The organism is Roseateles saccharophilus, assembly GCF_031458095.1.
GTDB lineage: Bacteria > Pseudomonadota > Gammaproteobacteria > Burkholderiales > Burkholderiaceae_C > Pelomonas > Pelomonas saccharophila_A.
Genome location: NZ_JAVDXU010000001.1, coordinates 2,402,831 through 2,423,126 on the forward strand (window position 1 = coordinate 2,402,831; position 20,296 = coordinate 2,423,126).

The 20,296-nt window shown below is 69.7% G+C and carries 26 protein-coding genes; 9 read left to right on the forward strand and 17 right to left on the reverse strand.

Going from position 1 to position 20,296, the window contains the following annotated elements; translation table 11 throughout:
* Positions 1 to 90: 90 nt before the first annotated feature.
* The 3 genes from J2X20_RS10920 to J2X20_RS10930 all read right to left on the reverse strand — a co-directional run bounded on the left by J2X20_RS10920 (position 91) and on the right by J2X20_RS10930 (position 1,984).
* Positions 91 to 468 (reverse strand): response regulator, encoded by a 378-nt coding sequence (locus J2X20_RS10920; RefSeq protein ID WP_310264340.1) that lies wholly within the window; start codon positions 466 to 468, stop codon positions 91 to 93.
* Between the two features lie 207 nt (positions 469 to 675).
* Positions 676 to 1,410 (reverse strand): Hpt domain-containing protein, encoded by a 735-nt coding sequence (locus tag J2X20_RS10925; protein ID WP_310264342.1) that lies wholly within the window; start codon positions 1,408 to 1,410, stop codon positions 676 to 678.
* A 13-nt stretch (positions 1,411 to 1,423) separates the two neighbouring features.
* The gene (locus tag J2X20_RS10930; protein WP_409034161.1) at positions 1,424 to 1,984 is read right to left on the reverse strand and encodes a response regulator; all 561 of its coding nucleotides are present in this window, start codon (positions 1,982 to 1,984) and stop codon (positions 1,424 to 1,426) included.
* A gap of 160 nt (positions 1,985 to 2,144) precedes the next feature.
* Between J2X20_RS10930 and J2X20_RS10935 the strand changes: the two genes are divergently transcribed.
* The 4 genes from J2X20_RS10935 (at position 2,145) to J2X20_RS10950 (ending at position 6,754) form a co-directional block, all read left to right on the forward strand.
* Positions 2,145 to 2,774: an HD-GYP domain-containing protein gene (locus J2X20_RS10935; RefSeq protein ID WP_310264347.1), complete on the forward strand. Its 630-nt coding sequence runs from the start codon at positions 2,145 to 2,147 to the stop codon at positions 2,772 to 2,774.
* A complete protein-coding gene (locus J2X20_RS10940) occupies positions 2,771 to 3,553 on the forward strand; it encodes an ABC transporter substrate-binding protein (RefSeq protein WP_310264349.1) in 783 nt (260 codons plus the stop codon). The genes J2X20_RS10935 and J2X20_RS10940 overlap by 4 nt, the downstream gene beginning before the upstream one ends.
* 192 nt (positions 3,554 to 3,745) lie before the next feature.
* A complete protein-coding gene (locus J2X20_RS10945) occupies positions 3,746 to 6,262 on the forward strand; it encodes an ATP-binding protein (RefSeq protein ID WP_310264350.1) in 2,517 nt (838 codons plus the stop codon).
* Between the two features lie 21 nt (positions 6,263 to 6,283).
* The gene (locus tag J2X20_RS10950; protein ID WP_310264351.1) at positions 6,284 to 6,754 is read left to right on the forward strand and encodes a hypothetical protein; all 471 of its coding nucleotides are present in this window, start codon (positions 6,284 to 6,286) and stop codon (positions 6,752 to 6,754) included.
* A gap of 43 nt (positions 6,755 to 6,797) precedes the next feature.
* Here the strand turns inward: J2X20_RS10950 and J2X20_RS10955 are convergent, their stop codons facing one another.
* From J2X20_RS10955 to J2X20_RS10965, 3 genes are read right to left on the reverse strand one after another with little or no spacing between them, the layout of a single operon-like run.
* Positions 6,798 to 7,019: a hypothetical protein gene (locus tag J2X20_RS10955; protein ID WP_310264353.1), complete on the reverse strand. Its 222-nt coding sequence runs from the start codon at positions 7,017 to 7,019 to the stop codon at positions 6,798 to 6,800.
* Positions 7,020 to 7,043: 24 nt separating this feature from the next.
* Positions 7,044 to 7,286: a glutaredoxin family protein gene (locus tag J2X20_RS10960; protein ID WP_310264356.1), complete on the reverse strand. Its 243-nt coding sequence runs from the start codon at positions 7,284 to 7,286 to the stop codon at positions 7,044 to 7,046.
* Between the two features lie 9 nt (positions 7,287 to 7,295).
* Positions 7,296 to 8,099, reverse strand: a complete 804-nt coding sequence (locus tag J2X20_RS10965; RefSeq protein WP_310264357.1) for a ParB N-terminal domain-containing protein — start codon at positions 8,097 to 8,099, stop codon at positions 7,296 to 7,298.
* Positions 8,100 to 8,186: 87 nt separating this feature from the next.
* Here J2X20_RS10965 and J2X20_RS10970 point away from each other — a divergent pair, with 87 nt between their 5' ends.
* The gene (locus tag J2X20_RS10970) at positions 8,187 to 8,522 is read left to right on the forward strand and encodes a hypothetical protein (protein ID WP_310264359.1); all 336 of its coding nucleotides are present in this window, start codon (positions 8,187 to 8,189) and stop codon (positions 8,520 to 8,522) included.
* Between the two features lie 62 nt (positions 8,523 to 8,584).
* Complete coding sequence (locus J2X20_RS10975) at positions 8,585 to 8,920, forward strand: thioredoxin family protein (protein ID WP_310264361.1); 336 nt, start codon at positions 8,585 to 8,587, stop codon at positions 8,918 to 8,920.
* Here J2X20_RS10975 and J2X20_RS10980 read toward each other — a convergent pair.
* The 6 genes from J2X20_RS10980 to J2X20_RS11005 all read right to left on the reverse strand — a co-directional run bounded on the left by J2X20_RS10980 (position 8,917) and on the right by J2X20_RS11005 (position 14,707).
* Entirely contained in the window at positions 8,917 to 9,075 is a 159-nt protein-coding gene (locus J2X20_RS10980) for a DUF3309 family protein (RefSeq protein WP_310264364.1), read from the reverse strand. The two genes, J2X20_RS10975 and J2X20_RS10980, sit on opposite strands and share 4 nt — an antisense overlap.
* 92 nt (positions 9,076 to 9,167) lie before the next feature.
* Positions 9,168 to 10,295, reverse strand: coding sequence for a Gfo/Idh/MocA family protein (locus J2X20_RS10985; RefSeq protein ID WP_310264367.1), 1,128 nt, complete (start codon positions 10,293 to 10,295; stop codon positions 9,168 to 9,170).
* Positions 10,292 to 11,299: a sugar phosphate isomerase/epimerase family protein gene (locus tag J2X20_RS10990; protein ID WP_310264371.1), complete on the reverse strand. Its 1,008-nt coding sequence runs from the start codon at positions 11,297 to 11,299 to the stop codon at positions 10,292 to 10,294. Before J2X20_RS10990 ends, J2X20_RS10985 begins: the two co-directional genes overlap by 4 nt.
* A 2-nt stretch (positions 11,300 to 11,301) precedes the next feature.
* Positions 11,302 to 12,252: a substrate-binding domain-containing protein gene (locus J2X20_RS10995; protein WP_310264374.1), complete on the reverse strand. Its 951-nt coding sequence runs from the start codon at positions 12,250 to 12,252 to the stop codon at positions 11,302 to 11,304.
* Positions 12,253 to 12,267: 15 nt separating this feature from the next.
* A complete protein-coding gene (locus J2X20_RS11000) occupies positions 12,268 to 13,245 on the reverse strand; it encodes an ABC transporter permease (protein ID WP_310264376.1) in 978 nt (325 codons plus the stop codon).
* Positions 13,226 to 14,707: a sugar ABC transporter ATP-binding protein gene (locus J2X20_RS11005; RefSeq protein WP_310264379.1), complete on the reverse strand. Its 1,482-nt coding sequence runs from the start codon at positions 14,705 to 14,707 to the stop codon at positions 13,226 to 13,228. The genes J2X20_RS11000 and J2X20_RS11005 overlap by 20 nt, the downstream gene beginning before the upstream one ends.
* Positions 14,708 to 14,870: 163 nt before the next feature.
* Between J2X20_RS11005 and J2X20_RS11010 the strand changes: the two genes are divergently transcribed.
* On the forward strand, positions 14,871 to 15,020 hold the full coding sequence (locus J2X20_RS11010) for a hypothetical protein (protein WP_310264381.1): 150 nt from the start codon (positions 14,871 to 14,873) through the stop codon (positions 15,018 to 15,020).
* Between the two features lie 77 nt (positions 15,021 to 15,097).
* Positions 15,098 to 15,676, forward strand: coding sequence for an HD domain-containing protein (locus tag J2X20_RS11015; protein WP_310264383.1), 579 nt, complete (start codon positions 15,098 to 15,100; stop codon positions 15,674 to 15,676).
* On the opposite strand, the gene J2X20_RS11020 is transcribed toward J2X20_RS11015, so the two are convergent.
* Positions 15,673 to 16,050 carry a DUF1801 domain-containing protein gene (locus J2X20_RS11020; protein ID WP_310264386.1) on the reverse strand — a complete coding sequence of 126 codons (378 nt, stop codon included), beginning with the start codon at positions 16,048 to 16,050 and terminating at the stop codon, positions 15,673 to 15,675. The two genes, J2X20_RS11015 and J2X20_RS11020, sit on opposite strands and share 4 nt — an antisense overlap.
* Before the next feature lie 41 nt (positions 16,051 to 16,091).
* A complete protein-coding gene (locus tag J2X20_RS11025; RefSeq protein ID WP_310264388.1) occupies positions 16,092 to 16,874 on the reverse strand; it encodes a sulfite exporter TauE/SafE family protein in 783 nt (260 codons plus the stop codon).
* 45 nt (positions 16,875 to 16,919) lie between these two features.
* On the opposite strand from J2X20_RS11025, the gene J2X20_RS11030 reads away from it, so the two are divergent.
* Complete coding sequence (locus tag J2X20_RS11030; RefSeq protein ID WP_310264390.1) at positions 16,920 to 17,843, forward strand: LysR family transcriptional regulator; 924 nt, start codon at positions 16,920 to 16,922, stop codon at positions 17,841 to 17,843.
* Here the strand turns inward: J2X20_RS11030 and J2X20_RS11035 are convergent.
* The 3 genes from J2X20_RS11035 to J2X20_RS11045 are packed head-to-tail and all read right to left on the reverse strand — an operon-like array spanning position 17,824 to position 20,185.
* Positions 17,824 to 18,210 (reverse strand): DUF427 domain-containing protein, encoded by a 387-nt coding sequence (locus J2X20_RS11035; RefSeq protein ID WP_310264391.1) that lies wholly within the window; start codon positions 18,208 to 18,210, stop codon positions 17,824 to 17,826. The two genes, J2X20_RS11030 and J2X20_RS11035, sit on opposite strands and share 20 nt — an antisense overlap.
* A 17-nt stretch (positions 18,211 to 18,227) precedes the next feature.
* The gene (locus J2X20_RS11040; RefSeq protein ID WP_310264393.1) at positions 18,228 to 19,529 is read right to left on the reverse strand and encodes an erythromycin esterase family protein; all 1,302 of its coding nucleotides are present in this window, start codon (positions 19,527 to 19,529) and stop codon (positions 18,228 to 18,230) included.
* Positions 19,526 to 20,185: a protein-L-isoaspartate(D-aspartate) O-methyltransferase gene (locus tag J2X20_RS11045; protein ID WP_310264395.1), complete on the reverse strand. Its 660-nt coding sequence runs from the start codon at positions 20,183 to 20,185 to the stop codon at positions 19,526 to 19,528. The genes J2X20_RS11040 and J2X20_RS11045 overlap by 4 nt, the downstream gene beginning before the upstream one ends.
* Between the last annotated feature and the right edge of the window lie 111 nt (positions 20,186 to 20,296).

Consider the following 20,296-nt stretch of genomic DNA (forward strand, 5'->3'; position numbering starts at 1 on the left):
TCGGACACAAGCAGTCCCTGCGGACTGCTTGTTCCTACCGAAGGCCATGGACCTCTGGCCCATGGCAGGCCCGGCGCTCGGCCCGCAAATTCATCTGTCGCGCAACCAATGCTCCAGGCTGCGCAGCGTGGCGGCCACGTCCAGAGGCTTGTTCCAGTAGCCGTCGAAACCGTGGCGGCGGGCCAGCTGGGAGGCCACGAACTCGGACTCGGCCGTCACCAACAGGGCCGGCACGCCTTCGGACAGGCCCGCCGCGCGCAATTCGGGCAGCAGCTCCTCGCCCCCGATGTCGGGCAGGCGCAGGTCGCACAGCAGCAGGTCGACACGCCCCTGCGAGACCAGGCGCCGGGCCTCGGCGCCGCTGCGGGCCACCAACAGGCTGCAACCGGGATGCAGCTCGAGGATGCCCTGCATCAGCATCGCGTTGACGGGATCGTCCTCGACATAGAGGACCAGGCTTGTCGTCATGCCAACCCCTTCAGCAGCGGCTGGCATGCCGCAAGGTTCGAACTCGGGCAGGGCGGCAACGGCGAGAGACGGACATAGGAGCATGGCTTGATCTGTTTGCACCGATTATCAAATCTATTAATAAAGACGAGCAATGCACCCGCCCCTGAACAGGTGGGGTGGGTTCAGATTTGCCAAAAATTCCCCGACGCCCGTTGCGGGCCTGGTCTAGGCGCGGCGACGCAGTTCCGCCATCCCGCGCGACAGGCGCAGCCAGCCCTCGGGCAGGGGTCGGCCCGGCTCCCAGGCCGCCGCAGCGTCCTCCAGCGTGCGCGCCTGGCTGGCCAGATCGTTCTGGCCGAGCAGCTCCAGCACCGCCTTCAGGCCATGGGCGACGCGCCGCAACGCGGCCGCGTCGCCACTGGCAACGGCCGCATTGCCTTGCGCGAGGTCATCGGCGAAGCGCTCGAGGCAGCCCGCGCGAAAGCTTTCGTACAGGCCGCGATCGCCGCCGAAATGCTGCAGCACGGGGTCGATGGGAGGGCCGGCCGCCCGGGCTGGCGCGGCAGCGGCCGCACCGCGCAGCAGCTCGCTGACGGTGTCCAGCAGCTCGGCCAGAGGCACGGGCTTGCGCAGCGTGCGCACCACGCCGCACGCCGCCAGGGTCTTGTGGTGATCGGCGTGGACGCCGGCACTGAAGATGACCCAGGGCGGGGCGCCGACGGCCTGGGCCAGGCCCTCGGCGAGCAGCAGTTCGGCCGAGCCGTCGGGCAGCATCAGGTCGCTGATGACGAGCTGCCAGCCACCGGCCGCCAGCGCCGCGCGGGCCTCGGCCAGGCGGCGCACGACGCTGAGCTCGACGGCCGGCGCCGCGGCGTCATGGCCGGGCAGTTCCTCGAGGGCGAGCTGGACGAAGCGGGCGATCGAGGCGTCGTCCTCGATCAGCAGCAGACGCGCAGCCATCGGTGGGCCAAGCTCAGGCCGGCTGGGCCGCCACGGCCTCGGCCAGCAGCGCAGGCAGCTCGGTGACCAGGGCCGACTTGTGCACCAGCGGCACGCCCTCCAGCGCAAAGGCATAGGGCGCCCGCTGCGCCTCGTCCAGCGCGGTCACGACGATGAGGCGGCTGCGGGCGAACTGCGGATGCGAGCGCAGGCTGGTGATCAGCGCGGCGCCGTCGATGCCGGGCAGCAGGATGTCGATGAGCAGCACGTCCGGCTCCAGGCGCCCGGCCATGGCCAGACCGGCGATGCCGTCGGAGGCCACATGCAGCTCGGCCTCCGGCAGCTCGCGCTTGACGACCAGGCTGATGAGGTTCTGGAAGTGCACCGAATCCTCGATGAGCAGCAGCGTCAGCGGCCGCTCGCCCGACCCGGCGGGCCCGGCGCCGGCCATCGGCAGCGCTGTCGATGCAGACCCGGCTCGGGCTGCCAGCCAGGCCTCCAGTGAGCTGCGCAGGATGCGGCGGTGGCCGCCCGGCGTTTTCCAGGCCTGCAGCTCCCCGCGGTCGACCATCAGCTGAACGGAGCGCACGGCCATCCCCAAGCGCTGGGCGGCTTCGGTGGTCGAGCAGGTATCGGGCACGTTGGTGGTGCGGTTCACCCGCGATATTTTGCCGAATTCGGCGGGAACTGCCGAGTCAGCACATTTGATAAAAATGATTGCATCGGAAAATACAGTTTCTGCCAAGGGAACCGCCATGCTGCCCATTGCCGTCGACCTGCCCAACCCGCCCCCGTTGCTGCCGCACACCGATCTGGACGAAAACCATGACCGCAGCGCCCACCGTGTCCGCCTGGGGCATCTGGCCGAAGCCCTGGCCCTGCACCTCGGCCTGGGTGCCGACAGCGCCCGCCAGCTGCGCCTGGCCGCGCCCTTGCACGACATCGGCGAGTTCGATGCCATCGACACCGGCAGCGAGCCGCCCTGGCCGCTGACGGCCGATGAGGAGCGCCACCGCCGGCGGGCCCAGCCACGCCGCGGCGCCGCCCTGCTCAGCGGCTCCAGCCTGCCGCTGTTCGCGCTGGCGGCCGAGATCGCCCTGCACCACCGCGAGCGCTGGGACGGCAGCGGCTATCCCGTGGGCCTCAGGGGCGAGACCATCCCGCTGTCTGGGCGTATCGTTGCCGTCGTGGACTATTTCGACGCCCTGACCATGCCCCGCAGCTACCGCCCGGCCCGCGCCGACGACCGCGCCCTGTCCATGCTGGCCGAACAGGCCGGCAGCGCCTTCGATCCACGTGTCGTCGCGGCCTTCCTGGCGCATGCGCCCGAATTGATCGCTCTGCGCGATCACGTCAATGCGACGCGGTCGGGAGGCGCGGCATGATGCAGCTGGCCGCCGCCCTGCTCGGCCTGCTGGCCGCCACCTCCTCCCTCGCGGCTCCCACCCTGCAGCGCGTGCAGGACAGCGGCGAGCTGCGCGTTTGCATCTGGCCCGACTACTACGGCATCTCGCTGCGCAACCCGCGCACCGGCCAGCTGGCCGGGCTGGACATCGACCTGTCGGTCGCCTTCGCCACCGACCTCAAGGTCAAGCCGGTCTATGTCGACTCCTCTTTCCCGACCCTCGTCGACGACCTGCTGCGCGACCGCTGCGACATCGCCATGTTCGCTGTCGGCATGACGCCGCAGCGCGCCCAGGCCCTGCGCTTCAGCCGCCCCTATCTGGAAAGCGACATCTATGCGGTGACGACGCGCAGCAGCCGCGTTGTCAAGCGCTGGGAGGATCTGGACCGCCCCGGCGTGCGCATCGCCGTGCAGGCCGGCACTTTCATGGAACCCGTCATGGCAGGCGCCCTCAAACAGGCTAACCTCGTCGTCGTGCGGCCCCCCGACACGCGCGAACGCGAACTCGAGGCCGGCCGCGTGGACGCCTTCATGACCGACTACCCCTACAGCCGACGCCTGCTGGACAACGCCGACTGGGCCCGCCTCGTCGCACCGCCATCGCCCTTCTTCGTGCTGCCCTATGCCTATGCCGTCAAGCCCGGCGACGCCGCCTGGCTGAGCGCCGTGGACGAGTTCGTCAGCCGCATCCAGCGCGATGGCCGCCTGCAGGCCGCCGCCAAACGTCACGGCCTGAGCGCCATCGTGCGCGGTAATTGATGCCCCTCGTCCGGCCTCGCATCGCTGAACGCGAGCGCGTCCAGCCGGCCCCCCGCGGGGGCGGCGATGCTCGCGGCGTCGAACCGCGAGCACATCGCCAGTCGGGCCGGCTCGGGAGCGGCCCAGCGCTCGGCCCGCAATACCCGGTTTCGTGCGTCATTGGCGGGCGCGAATGCCCAGTGGGCCGCTGAGATGCCGCATCGCAGTCGCTGGCGCCCAAGCATCATCACCGCCGGCGCCGGCGTCCTGCTCGCGGGCATGCTGCTCGCCGCCACGGGCTACAGCATCTGGCGTGAAAAGCGCGAACTGACGACCGAGACCGCCGCCCGCCAGGCCCTGCTCGCCCGCGTCCTCGAGGACCATGCCAGTCGCAGCCTCGACGCCACCCAGCTGGCGCTGACCGGCCTGGCCGATGTGGCCGAGCGCGGCGCGCCGCCGGAGGTGCTGCAGGCCCTGCTCGGCCAGACCCAGGCCAGCCTGGGCTTCCTGCGCGGCGTCGCCCTGCTCGATGAGGCCGGCCATGTGCTGGCCGCCGCCGACCCTGCCGACCGCGGCGTGCAGATCGTGGCGGCCCGGCTCGGCCCCTTGCCGGCCCCGGGCCAGGACAGCCTCGGCGGCTTTGTCGCCGCACGCAGCCTGGCCGGCCTCGCACCCGGCGACGTGGCGGCGGTGGTGCCGCCCGGCGTCGGCTTCATCCCGCTGTCGCGCGGCATCAAATTGCCCGGCCATGGCGGCGAGGGCCGCCCGGCCCTGCTCACCGCCCTGCTCAACCCCGATGCCCTGGCCAACTTCCAGGAGCTGACGTTGAACGACACGCGCGCCGCCGCGGCCCTCGTCGACCTCGATGGCCGGCTGCTCGCCGTCACCGCCGGTGCCGATCACCTGGCCGGCGAACGCCTGGCTTCGCTGCAACTGCCCACGGGTCCGTTGGCCCGCGTGCGCACCGGCACCGAGTACGGGCGCTGGGATGGTCCGGGCCTGCGCGACGCGGAACAGCTCGGCGCCTTCCGCGCCCTGCGCGCCCGCCCCCTGGTGGTCGTCGTCGAACTGTCCCAGGACGAGCTGCACAGCCAGTGGCTGGCTACCATGCGCGACCTCGGCCTGCCCGCCATCGGCCTTGCGGTCGCCCTGCTGATGCTGTCGGGCGTGGGCACCGTCGCCCTGCATGCGCGCGAGCGCTCCCTGCTGCAGCTGGACGCGGCCCAGCGTCAGGTCGCCGAGCGCGAGCGCGAGCTCAGCGCCATCTTCGGCAGTGTGCAGGATCTGCTGTTCCGCACCGATGCCCTGGGGCACGTCACCTTCATCAACGAAGGCTATGCCCGTCTCAGCGGCCACCCCGTCAACCAGGTGCTGGGCCGGCCGCTGCAGGAGCTGTTCGGCGGCTCGCCGGCCGTCGCCGCGCTGTTCGCCGTCGGCGAAGTCCACGATGCCAGGCCGCATGAGCTGCGCGCCGACTGGATCGCGCCCGACGGCAAGGCGCGCAGCTTCGAGATCCACCTGGTGCCGCTGCGCCGCCAGGCCGGCGTGCTGGAATGGGTGGGCAGCGCGGCCGACGTCAGCGGGCTGGTGCGCGCCCAGTCCGAACTGCGCGCCCAGCTCGGCCTCGCCCGCTCGCTGCTGTCCAGCAGCCCGCTGCCCATGTCGGTGCTGGACCGCGACAACCGCTACCTCGACGTCAACCGCGCCTGGGAGCAGTTCACCGGCCGGCGCCGCAGCGAAGTGCTGGGCCGCCGGGCCGCCAGCTACCTGCGCCCCGACGAGGCCGCCCTGCACGACGACCGCGACGCCGAGCTGCTGGCACGCGGCGGCGAGATGAACTACGAGGCCGTCTGGCACAGCAGCGACGGCCGCCGGCGTGACCTCTACATCAGCAAGTCCACCTTCCCCGATGCGCACGGCCAGCCCATGGGCATCGTCGTCTGCTTCATGGACATCAGCGAATTCCGCGAGGCCGAGCGCGCCACCCGCGCTGCGCGCGACGCGGCTCTGGAAGCCTCGCGGGCCAAGTCCGACTTCATCGCCAACGTCAGCCACGAGCTGCGCACACCGCTGCAGTCCATCCTCGGCTTCTCCGAGATCGGCGCCCTGCGCGCCCGGGCCGAACCGCGCCTGGCTGAGCTCTTCGGCGACGTGCACCGCGCCGGCCAGCGCATGCTCAGCCTCGTCAACGACCTGCTCGATCTCAGCAAGATCGAGCGCGGCGCCGAGCCCATGCAGCCCGAACGCCTGGACCTGCGGCCGCTGGCCGTCGAGGTGGGGCGTGAACTCGAGCCGCTGCTGAGCGCCCGCCAGCTCGGCTTGGGCATGGCCCTGGGCGACGAGGACCTCGTCGTGTTGGCCGACCCACAGCGCCTGCAGCAGCTGCTGCGCAATCTGCTGGCCAACGCCATCCGCTTCTCACCCATCGGTGGCCATATCGAGGTGACCGCCTGGCATGACGAAGAGGCCGACGAAGTGCGCGTCGACGTCGCCGACCGCGGCCCCGGCATTCCGCCGGACGAGCTGGAAAGCATCTTCGAGGCCTTCGTGCAGTCCAGCGCCACCAAGAGCGCCGCCGGCGGCACCGGCCTGGGCCTGGCCATCTGCCGGCGCATCGCCGAAGCCCACGACGGCCGCATCTGGGCCGCCAACCGCCAGGACGGTGGTGCGGTCATCTCACTGGCGCTGCCAGCGGCGCGGTTCGGGGATACGTCGCCGGCGCCGCTTTGAGCCATCGAGTAGGCTGCGGCCATGAGTTCTGAACCCGGCTGCATGGCCTTGGACCTGGCCAACGACCTTGCCGGGTTGCTGGCCCAGGCATTGCGAGAAAACCGGACACGGTTCGGCGCCGACACCCTGCGTGCCTTCGATCTCGGCTGTTTCCCATGGCATGGCTATCTGGAGCTGAGCTTTCTGACCACCGACGAGCCGGGGCTGAGAAACGACAGGTCGCCCTTCACGTCGGTAGCTGACTGGCGGTTCTACGACTTCGTTCCGGGTTGGCCGGCCGCCAGGCATATTGCGGCCGCCATGCAGCGAGAGTGGTTGGCCTCCAAAGACCGGAAAGCCACCGCCGACGCTTGCTTTCGTGAGTGCGCCCAAGCGCTGCGCAGCGAGACCGTCGGGGCCGCGCTCGCCCTCTACTCGCGTGCGCCAGACTTCGTTCTTCTGGTGGTCAACTCGGATGATCCAAACAGCGTCAACTACTGCACGGTCGCCTGACGAGAGGTTCAGGATCGGGTGTGGGGATGCCGGCGGCCCCGCCCTACATCAAGGCATCGCCCGCATCCGTATCGACGCGCTTGCGGCCTGCCTTGGCCGGCTGGGCCAGCGCCAGCCGCTTGTTGACCACGACGTCGCCGTTGGCCAGCACGCTGTAGAGAAAGGGCCAGTCATGAGGCAGCAGCCGGACCGGCAGGCCAAGGCCCGGCACCACGGGCGCCGGAGGATCGACATCGGCTCGCGGCTTCCTGATGCGCGAGGCCATGGTCGCGCCGGCCTCAGCCGGCCATCAGAGCTTCAGCTGCGCGAACGCCGCCCGCAGGCCTTCCACACCGCCGACGCGCTGGTCGTTGATGAAGACCTGAGGCATCTGGCGCACGGCAGGGCCGCATTTCGCGTAGAAGGCCAGGCGCTGCTCCTCGTCATCGATGAGGATCTCCTCGAAGGCCAGGTTGCGGGCCTTGAGCAGGCTTTTGACGGTGTCGCACTGCGGGCAGGCAGACTTGGAATAGACGGCGATCTTGAGCTGCATGGCTGAAGTCTAGGGGCGAAGCGCCGCCAGCTCCTGGCGCAGGGCGGCATTCTCGGCTTCCAGCTCGGCAACCCGAAGGCGCAATGACTCCATCGTGGGCTCGGCCGCGGCTGCGGCCATGTCCGCCTCGGCTGCCGGCTCGCTCGCCTGCGCCGCGGGCGGCCTGCGCTTGGCCTCGCGCACGCGCTTGGCAGCCTGCTTGAGCTCTTCGGCACCCGCGGCGGCAGCGGCGGCTTGCTCCTCGGCGGGCAGCGTGGCGACGGCCGCCGCTGCGTTGATGGAAACCACGCCCGACTTCACCGCCGCCACCAGCTCCGGCGCGCCCTGCTTCTGGATCTTCTCGATCAGCACCACCTGGTTGCTGCTCAGCCGCGCCGCCTTGGCCAGGGCCTCGCGGGTTTGCAGCGCCTCATGCGCTGGCACGTCGGGCGCCTGCGCCGCCACCGGCGCACTCGCCTCGGTGGGCGCGGGCGGCGTGCTGCGGGCGCGCCGCTCGGCCACGATCTCGCGCTTGCGCAGGGCCAGCTCGCCGCGCTGGTAGTCGGACAGGCTGCGCCGACCCAGGTGCTGGTCGATCATCCACAGGTGCACGTCCTCCATGGACTTGAAGCGCGGGTTCTGCACGGTCTGGAAGGGCAGCCCATGCTTGCTGCAGATGCCATAGCGGTTGTGCCCATCCACCAGCACATTGCCCCACAGCACCAGCGCGTCGCGGCAGCCTTCGGCGAGGATGCTGCGCTCCAGGGCCTCATGCTCGTCCGCCGTCAATGGTTCGATATAGGCCTTGAGTTCTTCGTTGACGACGATGTCCATGGAAACCGGAAGCGGGTTTGCTGCAAAAGGGGGCGAATTCTAGAGAGCCCACGGTTTCCGGCAGCGGCCGCGGACAATCCGGCCGCCATGCCCCGCCGACCGACCCGCAGCCACCATCACGTCTATGTCGTGCTGTTGTCCGAACGCGTCTGGAACGAGCCGGCCTTTCGCAAGTCCAACCCCGACCACGACATCCTCAAGCCCTGCGTCTATGTCGGCATGACGGGGCTGGACCCCGATCTGCGCTTTGACAAGCACATGGCCGGCATCCAGGCCAACCGCTTCGTGCTGAAGTACGGCGTCAGGCTGATGCCCGAGCTCTACGAGTGCTACAACCCCATGCCTTACGAGGCGGCGCGCGACATGGAAGTGGAACTCGCCATCGGCCTGCGCGAGGCGGGCTATGCGGTGTGGCAGGCCTAGGCGGGTGGCCCCACAGGCATCGCGATTGCCGCGCTCACGGCATTGGCTGACAGGAGAACTCGATGAGCACGCCCTATTCCAGCGATGAACCGTCGCGCGCCGAAGTCGATGCCCTGGCGGGTCATACGGTGCTCGAATTCGGCGCCAACTGGTGCGGCATCTGCCAGTCTGCCCAACGAACCATCGGCGAAGCCTTGGCCACGCATGCGCCGCTGCGCCATCTGAAGATCGAGGATGGCCGCGGACGACCCTTGGGCCGCTCCTTCGGCATCAAGCTGTGGCCGACGCTGGTGATGCTGCGCGACGGCCGCGAGGTCGCCCGCGTCGTGCGACCGGGCGGCACGCGCGAAATCGCCGAGGCGCTCGAACGCCTCGACGCCCCGGCTGCCGGGACCTAGATCCGGCCCATCAACACCAGCACCAGCACAATCAGCAAGACCAGACCGAGGCCCCCGCTGGGTCCATAGCCCCAGCCGCGGCTGTGAGGCCAGGCGGGAATGGCGCCGACGAGCAGCAGGATCAACACGATGAGCAGAATGAGACCGAGGCTCATGGCCATCTCCTTGGAGAGTGAGTGGGACGGCCCCACTCTCCTCGCAAGGCCGCTGGAGCCGTGTAGGACGTGCCCGAGCTACTTGTAGGCTGTCACGCAGCTGCCATGTCCACCCACAGGCCCTGGGAAGCCACGGCACGCTCGACGAAGCGCACGCCGCGTGCACCGTCCGCGACGCGCGGGTAGTCGCCGCTGCGCGTGCCGGCATGCAGGTCGGCCGCCAGCTCTGTGTAGAGATTGGCGAAGGCCTCGATGAAGCCCTCGGGATGGCCAGGCGGCAGGCGGCAGGCGCGGCGGGCGGATTCGCTGAGCCCGGCCGAGCCGCGCGTCAGGCGGCGCGGCGGGGCGTCCAGCGGCGCATGAATGAGGGCATTGGGTTCTTCCTGGCGCCAGTCCAGGCTGCCGCGTTCGCCAAACACGCGCAGGCGCAGGTCGTTCTCATGGCCCACGGCCATCTGCGAGACGAGCAGCACGCCGCGCGCGCCACCGCTGAGGCGCAGCAGGATGCTGGCGTCATCGTCGAGCCGGCGGCCAGGACCGAAGCTCGCGAGCTCGGCGCAGAGCTCCTCGATGGCGAGGCCGGTGACGGTGTGCAGCAGGTTCTCCGCATGCGTGCCGATGTCGCCCAGGGCGCCGCCGGGGCCGCTTTGCGCCGGGTCGGTGCGCCAGGACGACTGCTTGTTGCTGCGGCTCTCCAGCGCACCGGCCAGCCAGCCCTGGTGGTATTCGACGACGACCTTGCGGACCTTGCCGATGGCGCCGCCGCGCACCAGCTCGCGGGCTTCGCGCACCAGGGGGTAGCCGATGTAGTTGTAGGTCACGCAGAAGGCCGTGCCGCGAGCCTGGACGAGGGACACAAGCTCCCCGGCCTGGGCGACGCCATGCACCAAGGGTTTGTCGCAGGCGACGTGGAAGCCCGCATCGACAAAGGCACGGGCCACGTCGAAGTGCAGATGATTGGGCGTGACGATGACGACGAGATCGACGCGTTCAGCGGCGGGGCGGCGCAGCTCGTCGGCCAGCAGGGCGGGCCAGTCGGCGTGGATGCGATCCTCGGCCAGGCCCAGGTCGCGGCCCGAGGCCAGCGACTTCCCGGGTGTGGACGACAGCGCACCCGCCACCAGCTCGTAGCGGCCGTCCAGGGCCATGGCATGGCGGTGCACGGCGCCGATGAAGGCGTCGCGGCCGCCTCCCACCATCGCAACACGCAGCTTTCTCATCTCGCCATGCCTTTCGAAAACGCCGCGTCGAAGGCGCCATGCGCGGGCGGGAAGTCCAGGCGCCGGCAATAGGCCGCGCTCTCGGTGGCGCCATGCACGCGGTCCATGCGGCTGTCTTCCCATTCGACCGACAGCGGCCCGGCATAGCCCACGTCGTTGAGGGCCACGATGATCGACTCGAAATCGATCATGCCGCGGCCGACGCTGCGGAAGTCCCAGCCGCGCTTCGGGTCGCCAAAGCTGGTGTTGCCGCCGAAGGTGCCCACCGTGCCGTCGCCGCGGCCCCACCAGACGTCCTTCATGTGCACATGGAAGATGCGCGGCCCGAACTGGCGGATGAAGCGCACATAGTCCACGCCCTGGTAGGCCAGGTGGCTGGGGTCGAAATTGAAGCCGAAGCGCGGGTGGCCCTTCAGTGCCGCGAGGGCGCGTTCGGAGGTGGCGATGTCGAAGGCGATCTCGGTGGGGTGCACCTCCAGCGCGAAGTTGACGTCCTGCTCTTCGAAGACATCGAGGATGGGCGTGAAGCGGCGCGCGAAGTCGGCAAAGCCGGCGTCCCAAAAGGCCTGCGAGGTCGGCGGGAAGGCATAGGCGGCATGCCAGATCGACGAGCCGGTGAAGCCGGTCACGCGCTGCACGCCGAGTTTGGCGGCGGCGCGCGCCGTGTCCGCCAGCTCAGCCGCCGCGCGCTGGCGCACGCCTTCGGGATCGCCGTCGCCCCAGACATGGGCCGGCAGGATGGCCTTGTGGCGCTCGTCGATGAGGTCGCAGACGGCTTGGCCGATCAGATGGTTGCCGATGGCGTAGACCTTGAGCCCGTGCTCGGCCAGCAGGGCCCGCTGACCGGCGGCATAGCCCGTCTCCTTGAGCGCGCGCTGCACATTGAAATGATCGCCGCCGCAGGCCAGCTCCAGGCCGTCATAGCCCATGCGCCTGGCCAGCGGCGCCAGCTCGGCCAGCGGCATGTCGGTCCATTGGCCGGTGAAAAGAGTGAGGGGTCTCATGGTCAGAACGGACTGTCAGGGAAGTAGAAGTCCTTGGCGTTGTCGCGGGTGATCAGCACCGAGGGCACGATGGTCTTGGCCGGCAGCTTCTGGCCCTTCAGCCGCGCCTCGGCCGTCAGCTTGATGGCGTCATAGATGAACTTGGGCGAGTAGGAGACATTGGCCTGGATGCGAGGGTCGCTGCCGTCCTTGAGGATCTTGACCATGCCCTTGGCGCCGGCGCCGCCGAAGACGAGCTTGATGTCGCTGCGCTTGGCCTGGTCGATGGCCTTCAGCACGCCAAAGGCCATGTCGTCATCCGCGGCCCAGACGGCGTCGATCTTCTTGAAACGGGTCAGGAAGTCCTGCATGACCTTGAAGGCGTCGTCGCGGTTCCAGTTGCCATGCTTGGCGTCCAGCAGCTTGATGCCCGGGCTCTTGGCCAGCACGGCCTTGAAGGCGTCCATGCGCTCGTTGTCGATGGTGGTGGGGATGCCGCGCAGGGCCACGAGGTCGCCCTTGCCACCGAGCTGCTTGGCGATGAACTCGGCCGGCACGCTGCCGAAGGCAGTGTTGTCGCCGGCCACATAGGCGTCCTGGGCCGAGGCATCGGTCAGGCCGCGGTCCACCACGGTCACATAGACGCCCTTGTTGTGCAGCTGCTGTACCGGCTTGGTCAGCGCGGCCGACTCCTGGGGCAGGATGACCAGCGCGTTGATCTTGTTGGTCGTCAGCAGGTCCTGCAGCTGGTTGGCCTGCTCGCCGGCCGAGGCGGCCGCCTTGACGGTGATCTTGAGGCCGGGGTTGGCCGCCTCCAGCTCCTTCTTGGCCTGGTTGGCCCACCAGACGATGCCGGCCGTGAAGCCGTGGTCGGCCGAGGGAATGGCCACGCCCAGATTGACGGGCGTCTGGGCCTGGGCCGCGAAGGCGCCGGCGAGGGCCAGGGTGGCGACGAGTCTGCGGGTCAACAACATGCGGAAGTCTCCTGTCTAGCGTTGCCGTCTTTGCATGAAGGCGACGGCGATGATGACGATGCCCTGGACCGCGGCATTCAGGTGGATGCTGATGAAGCTGGTGAGGTTGAGCACATTGCCGATGACCGACAGCAGCAGGGCCCCGACCACGGTGCCGGCAATGCTGCCCGAGCCCCCCTTGAGGGCCGTGCCGCCGATGATGACGGCAGCGATGGCCTCCAGCTCCCATAGCAAACCCGTGCTGGGCGAGGCCGATCCCAGGCGCGGCACATAGAGCAGGGTCGCGACGCCGACCATGGCGCCCAGTACGCAGTAGCTGCCCAGCTTGACGGCATCGACCTTGACGGCTGCATAGCGCGCCACCTGCTCGTTGGAGCCTATGGCCTGCACATAGCGGCCATAGGCGGTGCGCTGCAGCAGCGCCGCCGCGGCAAGGGCCACGACGGCGAACACCCAGACCGGCACCGGCACGCCCAGCAGCGTGCCGTAGTAGACCGGCGCGTAGGCGTCGGCCAACTCGTTGTCCAGGGTGATGGCGCCGCCGTCGGCAGCCCAGGTCAACACGGCGCGAAAGATGCCCAGGGTCCCCAGCGTGACGATGAAGGGTTCGATGCGGCCGCGCGTGATCAGCCAGCCATGCGCCAGCCCCAGCCCGCTGCCCAGCAGCACGGCGCCGCTGGCCCCCGCCACCACGGCCAGCCCCGGCGCCACGCCGTGAGCACCCAGGGTGTTCATCAGCAGGATGACGCAGCCCGCGATCAGCGCCGCCATCGAGCCCACCGACAGGTCGATGCCGCCGCCGACGATGACGAAGCACATGCCCACGGCGATGATGCCGATGAAGGTGGTGCGGGTCAGCACATTCAGCGCGTTGTCGAGCGTCGCGAACTCGGGGTTGAGGACCGAGGCAATCAGGCACAGCAGGATCAGCCCGGCGAGAGGGCCGAGGCCGCGAAGGCGTGCAGCGATGGACTCAGTGCGTTCCGGTGGCATGGGCGATCAGCAGGTCTTCGGTGGCGTCGGCGGCATCGACGACGGTTTGCAGGCGGCCGCCGCGCATGATGGCGATGCGGTGGCACAGGCCTATGAGCTCCATCAGCTCGGACGACACGACGACGATGGCCAGGCCTGAAGCCGCGAGACGCTGGATGAGGCCGTAGAGCTCGCGCTTGGCCCCCACGTCCACGCCGCGCGTGGGTTCGTCCAGCACGACGATGCGCGGCCCGGGGTGCAGCACCTTGGCCAGGGCGAGCTTTTGCTGGTTGCCGCCGGACAGCGAGCGCGCGGGCACGCCGAGGGAAGAAGCGCGGATGCCGAACTCGTCGACCGCGCGCTTCAGCGCCGCGTCCTCGTCGGCCGGCCGCAGCCAGGGCCGGGCATAGCGCGACAGCGTCATCAGCGTCAGGTTCTGGCGCAGGCCGAAGTCCAGATGCAGGCCCTTGCCCTTGCGGTCTTCACTGAGATAGGTGAGGCCGAGGGCGGCGGCTTCACGAGGGTTGGTGATGCTCACGGCGCTGCCGGCGATCTCGACCTGGCCGGTCGCACCGGGCCGCAAGCCGATCAGGCCCTCGAAGAGCTCGGTGCGGCCCGCGCCCACCAGGCCGGCAAAGCCAAGGATCTCGCCCGGCGCGACCTCGAAACCTATGTCCTGGGCCCAGCCCGGCACGCTGAAGGACTGCAGCTTCAGCAGCGGCTCAGCAGTGGGCCGGGTCGCCTTGGGCGGGAAGAGATCACTGAGCTCGCGGCCCACCATCAGGCTGGCCATCTGCGCCCGGCTGAGGCTTGCCGTCGGCGCGCGGGTCACGAAACGGCCGTCGCGCATGACCACCACTTCATCCGTCAGGCGCTCGATCTCCTCCAGCTTGTGGGAGATGTAGATCAGCGTCACGCCATCGGCCTTGAGACTGTCCACCAGGGCGAAGAGCTGGTCGGCCTCCTTGCGCGTCAGCGTGGCCGTGGGTTCGTCCATCACCAGCACACGGGCGCGGCGCTGCAGGGCCTTGGCAATCTCGACGCGCTGTTTCTGCGCCAGGCTCAGGGCTCGCACCGGCGTGTCGGGCGAGCAGTCCAGCCCGACCTGGGCCAGCAGCTGGTTGGTGGTGGCGCGCATGGCGCTGTCGTCCAGCCACCAGCCGCGCTTGATCTCATGGCCGAGGAAGATGTTCTGCGCCACGGTGAGCGCCTCGGCCAGCGCGAACTCCTGGTGGATCATCGCGATGCCGCTGGCCTCGGCCGCGCGTGGGCCGTCAAAGCGCACCGCCGCGCCGTCCAGCCTCAGCTCGCCGGCCGTGGGCGCCTCGTAGCCGGCCAGGATCTTCATCAACGTGCTCTTGCCCGCACCGTTCTCGCCCAGCAGGCCAACGGCGCGGCCGGCGCTCAGCTCGAAGCTCACCTCGTGCAGCACCGGCACGTGGCCAAATGACTTCGCGACGGCGTGGAAGGCCAGAGTTTTCATGCCGGAACGAACGGGAGGTCTGAGCGCATGCGTCGCGGTGGGTCGAGAAGCGCAGATGGCTGCGGAGTCTAGAGGCGTCCCGGGCCGGGCGCGTCACGGTCCTACAGACAGCGGCCGCACCGCGGCCAACACTGGCCCCCTGCCCACCGCGCAGGAGAACCCCATGATCCGCAAGCTCGGCAGCGGCCAGTACCGCCTCTACTCCCGCAAGCCCGACCCCAAGACCGGCAAGCGCCGCAACCTCGGCACCTTCGACACCCGCGAGCAGGCCGAAAAGCATGAACGCGAGGTGCAGTACTTCAAGCGCCACTGAAACCGCGCCGAGTTCCGCACGCGACAGTCTCGCGCGGGGCCCCGGCGCAGAATCGCCCGAGCCCTTTGGAGACCGTCATGAACGCACGCGCCAGCTTCACCCGCATGGACGAAAGCACCCGCGAGGACTGGGGCCTCATCGTGCCGGAGGCGATGAAGATGTCCCGCAGCCTGCCCGACCGCGTGCTCGACCATCTGCGCCTGCTGGACGGTGACTTCGGCGGCTTCCCGGTCGACCGGCTGACCCATTGCCTGCAGACGGCCACCCTGGCCCACCACGACGGCCGCGACGAGGAATATGTCTGCTGCGCCCTGCTGCACGACATCGGCGACACCCTGGGCAGCTTCAACCACCCCGACATCGCCGCGGCCATCCTCAAGCCCTTCGTGACGGAAGAGAACCTGTGGATGGTGCAGCAGCACGGCATCTTCCAGGGCCACAACTTCTTCCACCACATCGGTCTGGACCGCGACATGCGCGAGCAGTTCCGCGGCCATCCTCATTTCGAGCGCACGGCGGAGTTCGTCGAGCGCTATGACAACCCGGCCTTCGATCCCGAGGCGGAGGCCCTGCCGCTGGCCTTCTTCGAACCGATGCTGCGCCGGCTGATGGCCCAGCCGCGCCAGTCCATCTACAAGGCGGCGATGAAGCCCTAGGCTTTCTGATTGGCCTTGATGGCCGCCTTGATCAAGGCCTTCAGCCCGGCCTTGTCGATCTTGTCGCCTTCCTTGAAATCGATGGCGCGCCGCACACCGCCTTCCAGGCTGGAATTGAACAGGCCCTTGGGATCGGCCAGCGAAGCGCCCTTGGGGAAGGTCATCTTCACGGCGCTCTTGTAGGCCTCGCCGGTGCAGACGATGCCGTCATGCGACCAGACCGGGTTGCTCCACTTCCATTCCTCGACGATGTCGGGATCGGCCTCGTGGATGAGGGCGCGCAGCGCGGCCAGCGTTTCGCTGCGCCAGCCGCCCAGGCTGGCGATGCGTTCATCGATCAGCGCCGCGGCCGGCGGGGTGGGCGTCTTGCTCATGAGGTCTCCAAAGCGATGCCAGCCACAAGCCTAATTGCATTTCAGCGCAGCATCATCAGCAGACCCAGCAGCGCGAAGACGACAAACAGCGCGCGCTGAAAGACCAGGGTGGGCAGGCGCTCGCGCAGCCGGGCGCCCAGGCCCATGCCAGCCAGGGCTGCCAGCAGAGCCACACCGCTGGCGATCGCGTCGGGCGGCGCGGCGGCTTCCAGCCCGCCCAGACGGGTGGCCAACGACAGCGAGGCCAGCATGAAGCTGATGCCCAGGGCCTGGATCAGGGCGCCCCGCCGCAACTGCAGGGACTGCAAAAAGGGCACCATGGGCAGCACGAAGACACCGGTCGCCGCGCTGACCGCACCGCCCAGCAGGCCCGCCAGCCCGCCCAGCCAGGCGGCATGGCGACCGGGGTCCGGCAACCGTGGCCGGCACAAGCCGAACAGGCCATAGGCCACCAGCACCCCGCCCAGCGCCAGCCGCGCGCCGCCGTGGCCCGAGCCAAGGCTGGGCAGCGGGGCGAACAGCGTGCCCAGCACCAGGCCCGTCCACAGCGGCCAGAGCCGCCGCCACAGCCCGGCCGCGTGGGGGCCCAGGCACTGGGCCACATTGGTCAGCAGGGCCGGCAGCAGCATCAGCGCGGCAGCCGGCGCCGCCGGCAGGCGCAGGCTCAGCAGGGCCATGGCCAGCGTGGGCAGGCCCATGCCGGACACGCCCTTGACGAGGCCGGCCAGCAGGAAGCTCAGCGCCACCCAGCCCAGCAGGCCAGCCGACAGCCATTCGATGTCATCCATGCCGGCATGGTCGGCGCGGCGTCGACCCGCGTCCATCGCGCAATGCCACGCATATCCTCCGGCAATGCCGAAGGATGGGCCATGAACGCACGCAACCCGCATTACCGCATCGACCCGTTCGACCTGCGCCTGTTCACCGCCGTGGCCGACACCGGCACCATCACGGCCGGGGCGCGGGCCGTGCACCTTTCTCTGGCCGCGGCGAGCGCGCGCCTGCAGGCCCTGGAGCAGGCCGTGGGCGCCGCGCTGATGCAACGCGCCAAGACCGGCATCACGCTGACCGACGCCGGCCGCACCCTGCTGCGCCACGCCGGCCGGCTGCAGCGCGAGATGGAGGCCCTGCATGCCGGCATGGCGGCCCATGCCCATGGGGTGCGCAGCACCGTGCGGCTGCTGTGCAACACCGCCGCCATCAGCGAGCACCTGCCGCCCCTGCTCGGCCCCTTTCTCGCCGCCCATCCCGACATCGACGTCGAATTGCGCGAGCTGGACAGCCAGGACGTGCTGTTCGCGATGCGCCAGGAGCGCGCCGATCTGGGCATCGTCGCCGACCACGTCGCCACCGAAGGGCTGAACACGACCCCCTTCCGCGAGGACGGTCTGGTGGCCGTGCTGCCCGCCGCCTGGTCACGACGCCTGGGCGTGCGCAAAGCCGGCCTGGCCTTTGCGCAGCTGCTGGCCCAGCCCTTTGTCGGCCTGCCCTCCGAGGCCGGCCTGAGCCGCTTCCTGCAGGCCCGTGCACTGCAGCATGGCCGCGGCCTGCATCACCGCGTGCAGGTACAAGGCTTCGATGCGCTGCTGCAGCTGGTGGCCGATGGCGTGGGGGTGGCCATCGTGCCGGCACTGACGGCGCGGCGCCTGGGCCGCCCGGGGGTTTTCGTGGCGCCGCTGGCCGAGCCCTGGGCCAGGCGGCAACTGCTGCTTTGCTTCGGCAACTCCGAAGACATCACACCCGGCGCCGCCGCCCTGCTGACTGCGCTGCGGCCTACGACCTGGCCTCGGTGAAGCCTATGCCCGCGTGCTTCTCGTCGTAGAAGGCCATGCGGCCCTTCAGTGCCACATGCTCGTCGTAGGGGTCCTCGTAGGACCAGATCGCGTCCTTCAGCTTGCGGCCGCCCTGGGTGACGTGGTAGTAGGTGGCATCGCCCTTGAAGGGGCAGTGCGTCTGGGTGTCGCTGCGCTCGAGTTTGTCGACGTGGACGGCCTCGCGCGGGAAGTACAGCCGCGGCGGCGCGCCGGTCTCGTCGACGCGGATGACATCGGCAGACTCGGCCACGCGATGGCCGTCGATGCTGGCCGTGACCTGGTGGGCCAGGCGGGTTTCGGCCACGGTGTGCTCGGGATGGTCGCGATGACCGGGGGATTTGCTCATGACTTGCCTTTCGGAGGTCAGACGCCAAAGGGATAGGTCTCGGGCATGCCGGCATGCGGCTGCTCGGCATCCAGGGGCGACAGGGCGCGGGTCTCGTCGAACCACAGCCAGGCGTCGTACTGGCGTGACAGCACCGACTCGACGTAGTGGCTCCAGCGCTCGGTGTCGGGCCGGTAGATGACGCCGATATAGCGCTCCAGCCGCGGCACCCTGAGCTGCTGGCGCAGCTCGACATGGCGGTCCGGATGCAGGTCCAGCAGAAAGCGCGGCTCACCGGTGTCGTGGCACAGGCGCTCGTAGCTGTCGCTGCGCGACGGCCGCACCGGCATGACCTCCAGGTCGCCGTCCCAGTCGTGGGCGGCGGCGACGGTGCCGGCATGCGTGCCCTGGCCGACCAGCGCCACCTGCTCGCCCCAGGCCTGGCGGGCCAGTTGGCCGAGGTTGTGCTCGCCGCGCGTCATGCCCATGTCGGTGAAGCGGGCGTCGCCGATATGGGAATTGTGGGCCCAGACGATGGCCTTGGCCCGCGGGCCGTTGAAGGCCAGCAGCTGAGCCAGGGTCTCGAACATGTGCGAGTCGCGCAGATTCCAACTCGCCGCACCGCCCAGATACATGACGCGGTAATAGCGCTCCGCGGAGGCGACGAGGCGGGCATTCTGGGCCGCGTCGAGAAAGCTGTCGGGGCCTTCCTCGGCGGCGTAGTCGAGCTGGCGCACCAGCAGTTCGCGGCATTGCTGCACGACGGCCTGCTCGCAGCGCTCGAAACCCGGCTCCAGGGCCGCGCGGCCGTAGTGGGCCGGGTCCTGCTGCCAGGGCGTCAGGCAGGCATAGCGCTCGCGCGCGGCGCGCGCCGCAGCCGGGTCGACGCGGCCCAGATAGGCCAGCACGGCGGCAATGGACGCACGCAGGTTGTAGATGTCCAGGCCGTGGAAGGCGACGCGGTCCTCGGGCGCGCGATCGGCGTTGTGGCGGTGCAGCCAGCCGACGAACTCGGCGAACTCGCGGTTGCGCCACATCCAGGTCGGGAAGCGCTCGAAGGGCGGCTGGGCCGGCGGCGGTGCGTTGCTGCGCGGGCGGATGCGCCGGTCGACGGCGGCGGCGTCGGGCCAGTCGGCCTCGACGGCGATGAGGTTGAAGCCGTGATGCTCGACCAGATGGCGCGAGATGGCGGCGCGCGAGCGATAGAACTCCGACGTGCCATGACTGGCCTCGCCGAGCATGACGACACGCCGGTTGGCGAAGCGGTCCAGCATGGCGCCGAAGCCGGGCGCGTCGATCTCGGGCAAGGGCTCCAGCGCCGCCTTCAGCAGCCGGCTCATGGCGCCACCTCGTGCTCGGCCCAGCCCTGGGCGCCTATCAACGGCACGAAGTGCACGTCGGCCAGCTCCTGCTGCTCGAAATGATCCCCGCCGCGGCGCGTCAGGCGCACCAGGCGCTGGCTGCGCACCGCCCCGATGGGCATGACGAGGCGCCCGCCCTCGGCCAGCTGGGCCTTCAGCGCCCGCGGTACAGCGGGCCCACCGGCGGCGACGAGGATGGCGTCGAAGCGCGGTCCGAACGGCCAGCCCAGGCTGCCGTCGCCGACGACGATGTCGACATTGGCCAGGCCCACGGCCGCCATGCGCTGACGCGCCGTGTCGGCCAGCAGGGCGTCACGCTCGACGGCAATCACATGATGGGCGATGCGTCCCAGCACCGCCGCCGCATAGCCCGAGCCGGCGCCGATCTCCAGCACCTCGTCGGCTGGCCCCACCCCGGCCGCCTCGATCATCAGCGCGACGACATAGGGCTGGGAGATGGTCTGGCCCCGGGCGATGGGCAAGGCCCTGTCGTCATAGGCCGAGTCTTCATAGCCCGGCTCGACAAAGGCCTCGCGCGGCACATAGGCCATGGCGTCCAGCACCGCGGCGCAGCGGATGCCACGGTCGCGCAGCTGCGTGGCGACCATGTGCTCGCGCTGCGCCTCCCGCTTCATCCCGGCGCTCCGGCGTGGGGATGGCCAGCCAGGATATGCAGCAAGCCGTACCGCTTCTGCCGATGGCGGTCGACCGCGAAAGCCTTCATTTCGGCACTCCTTGAGGATGGA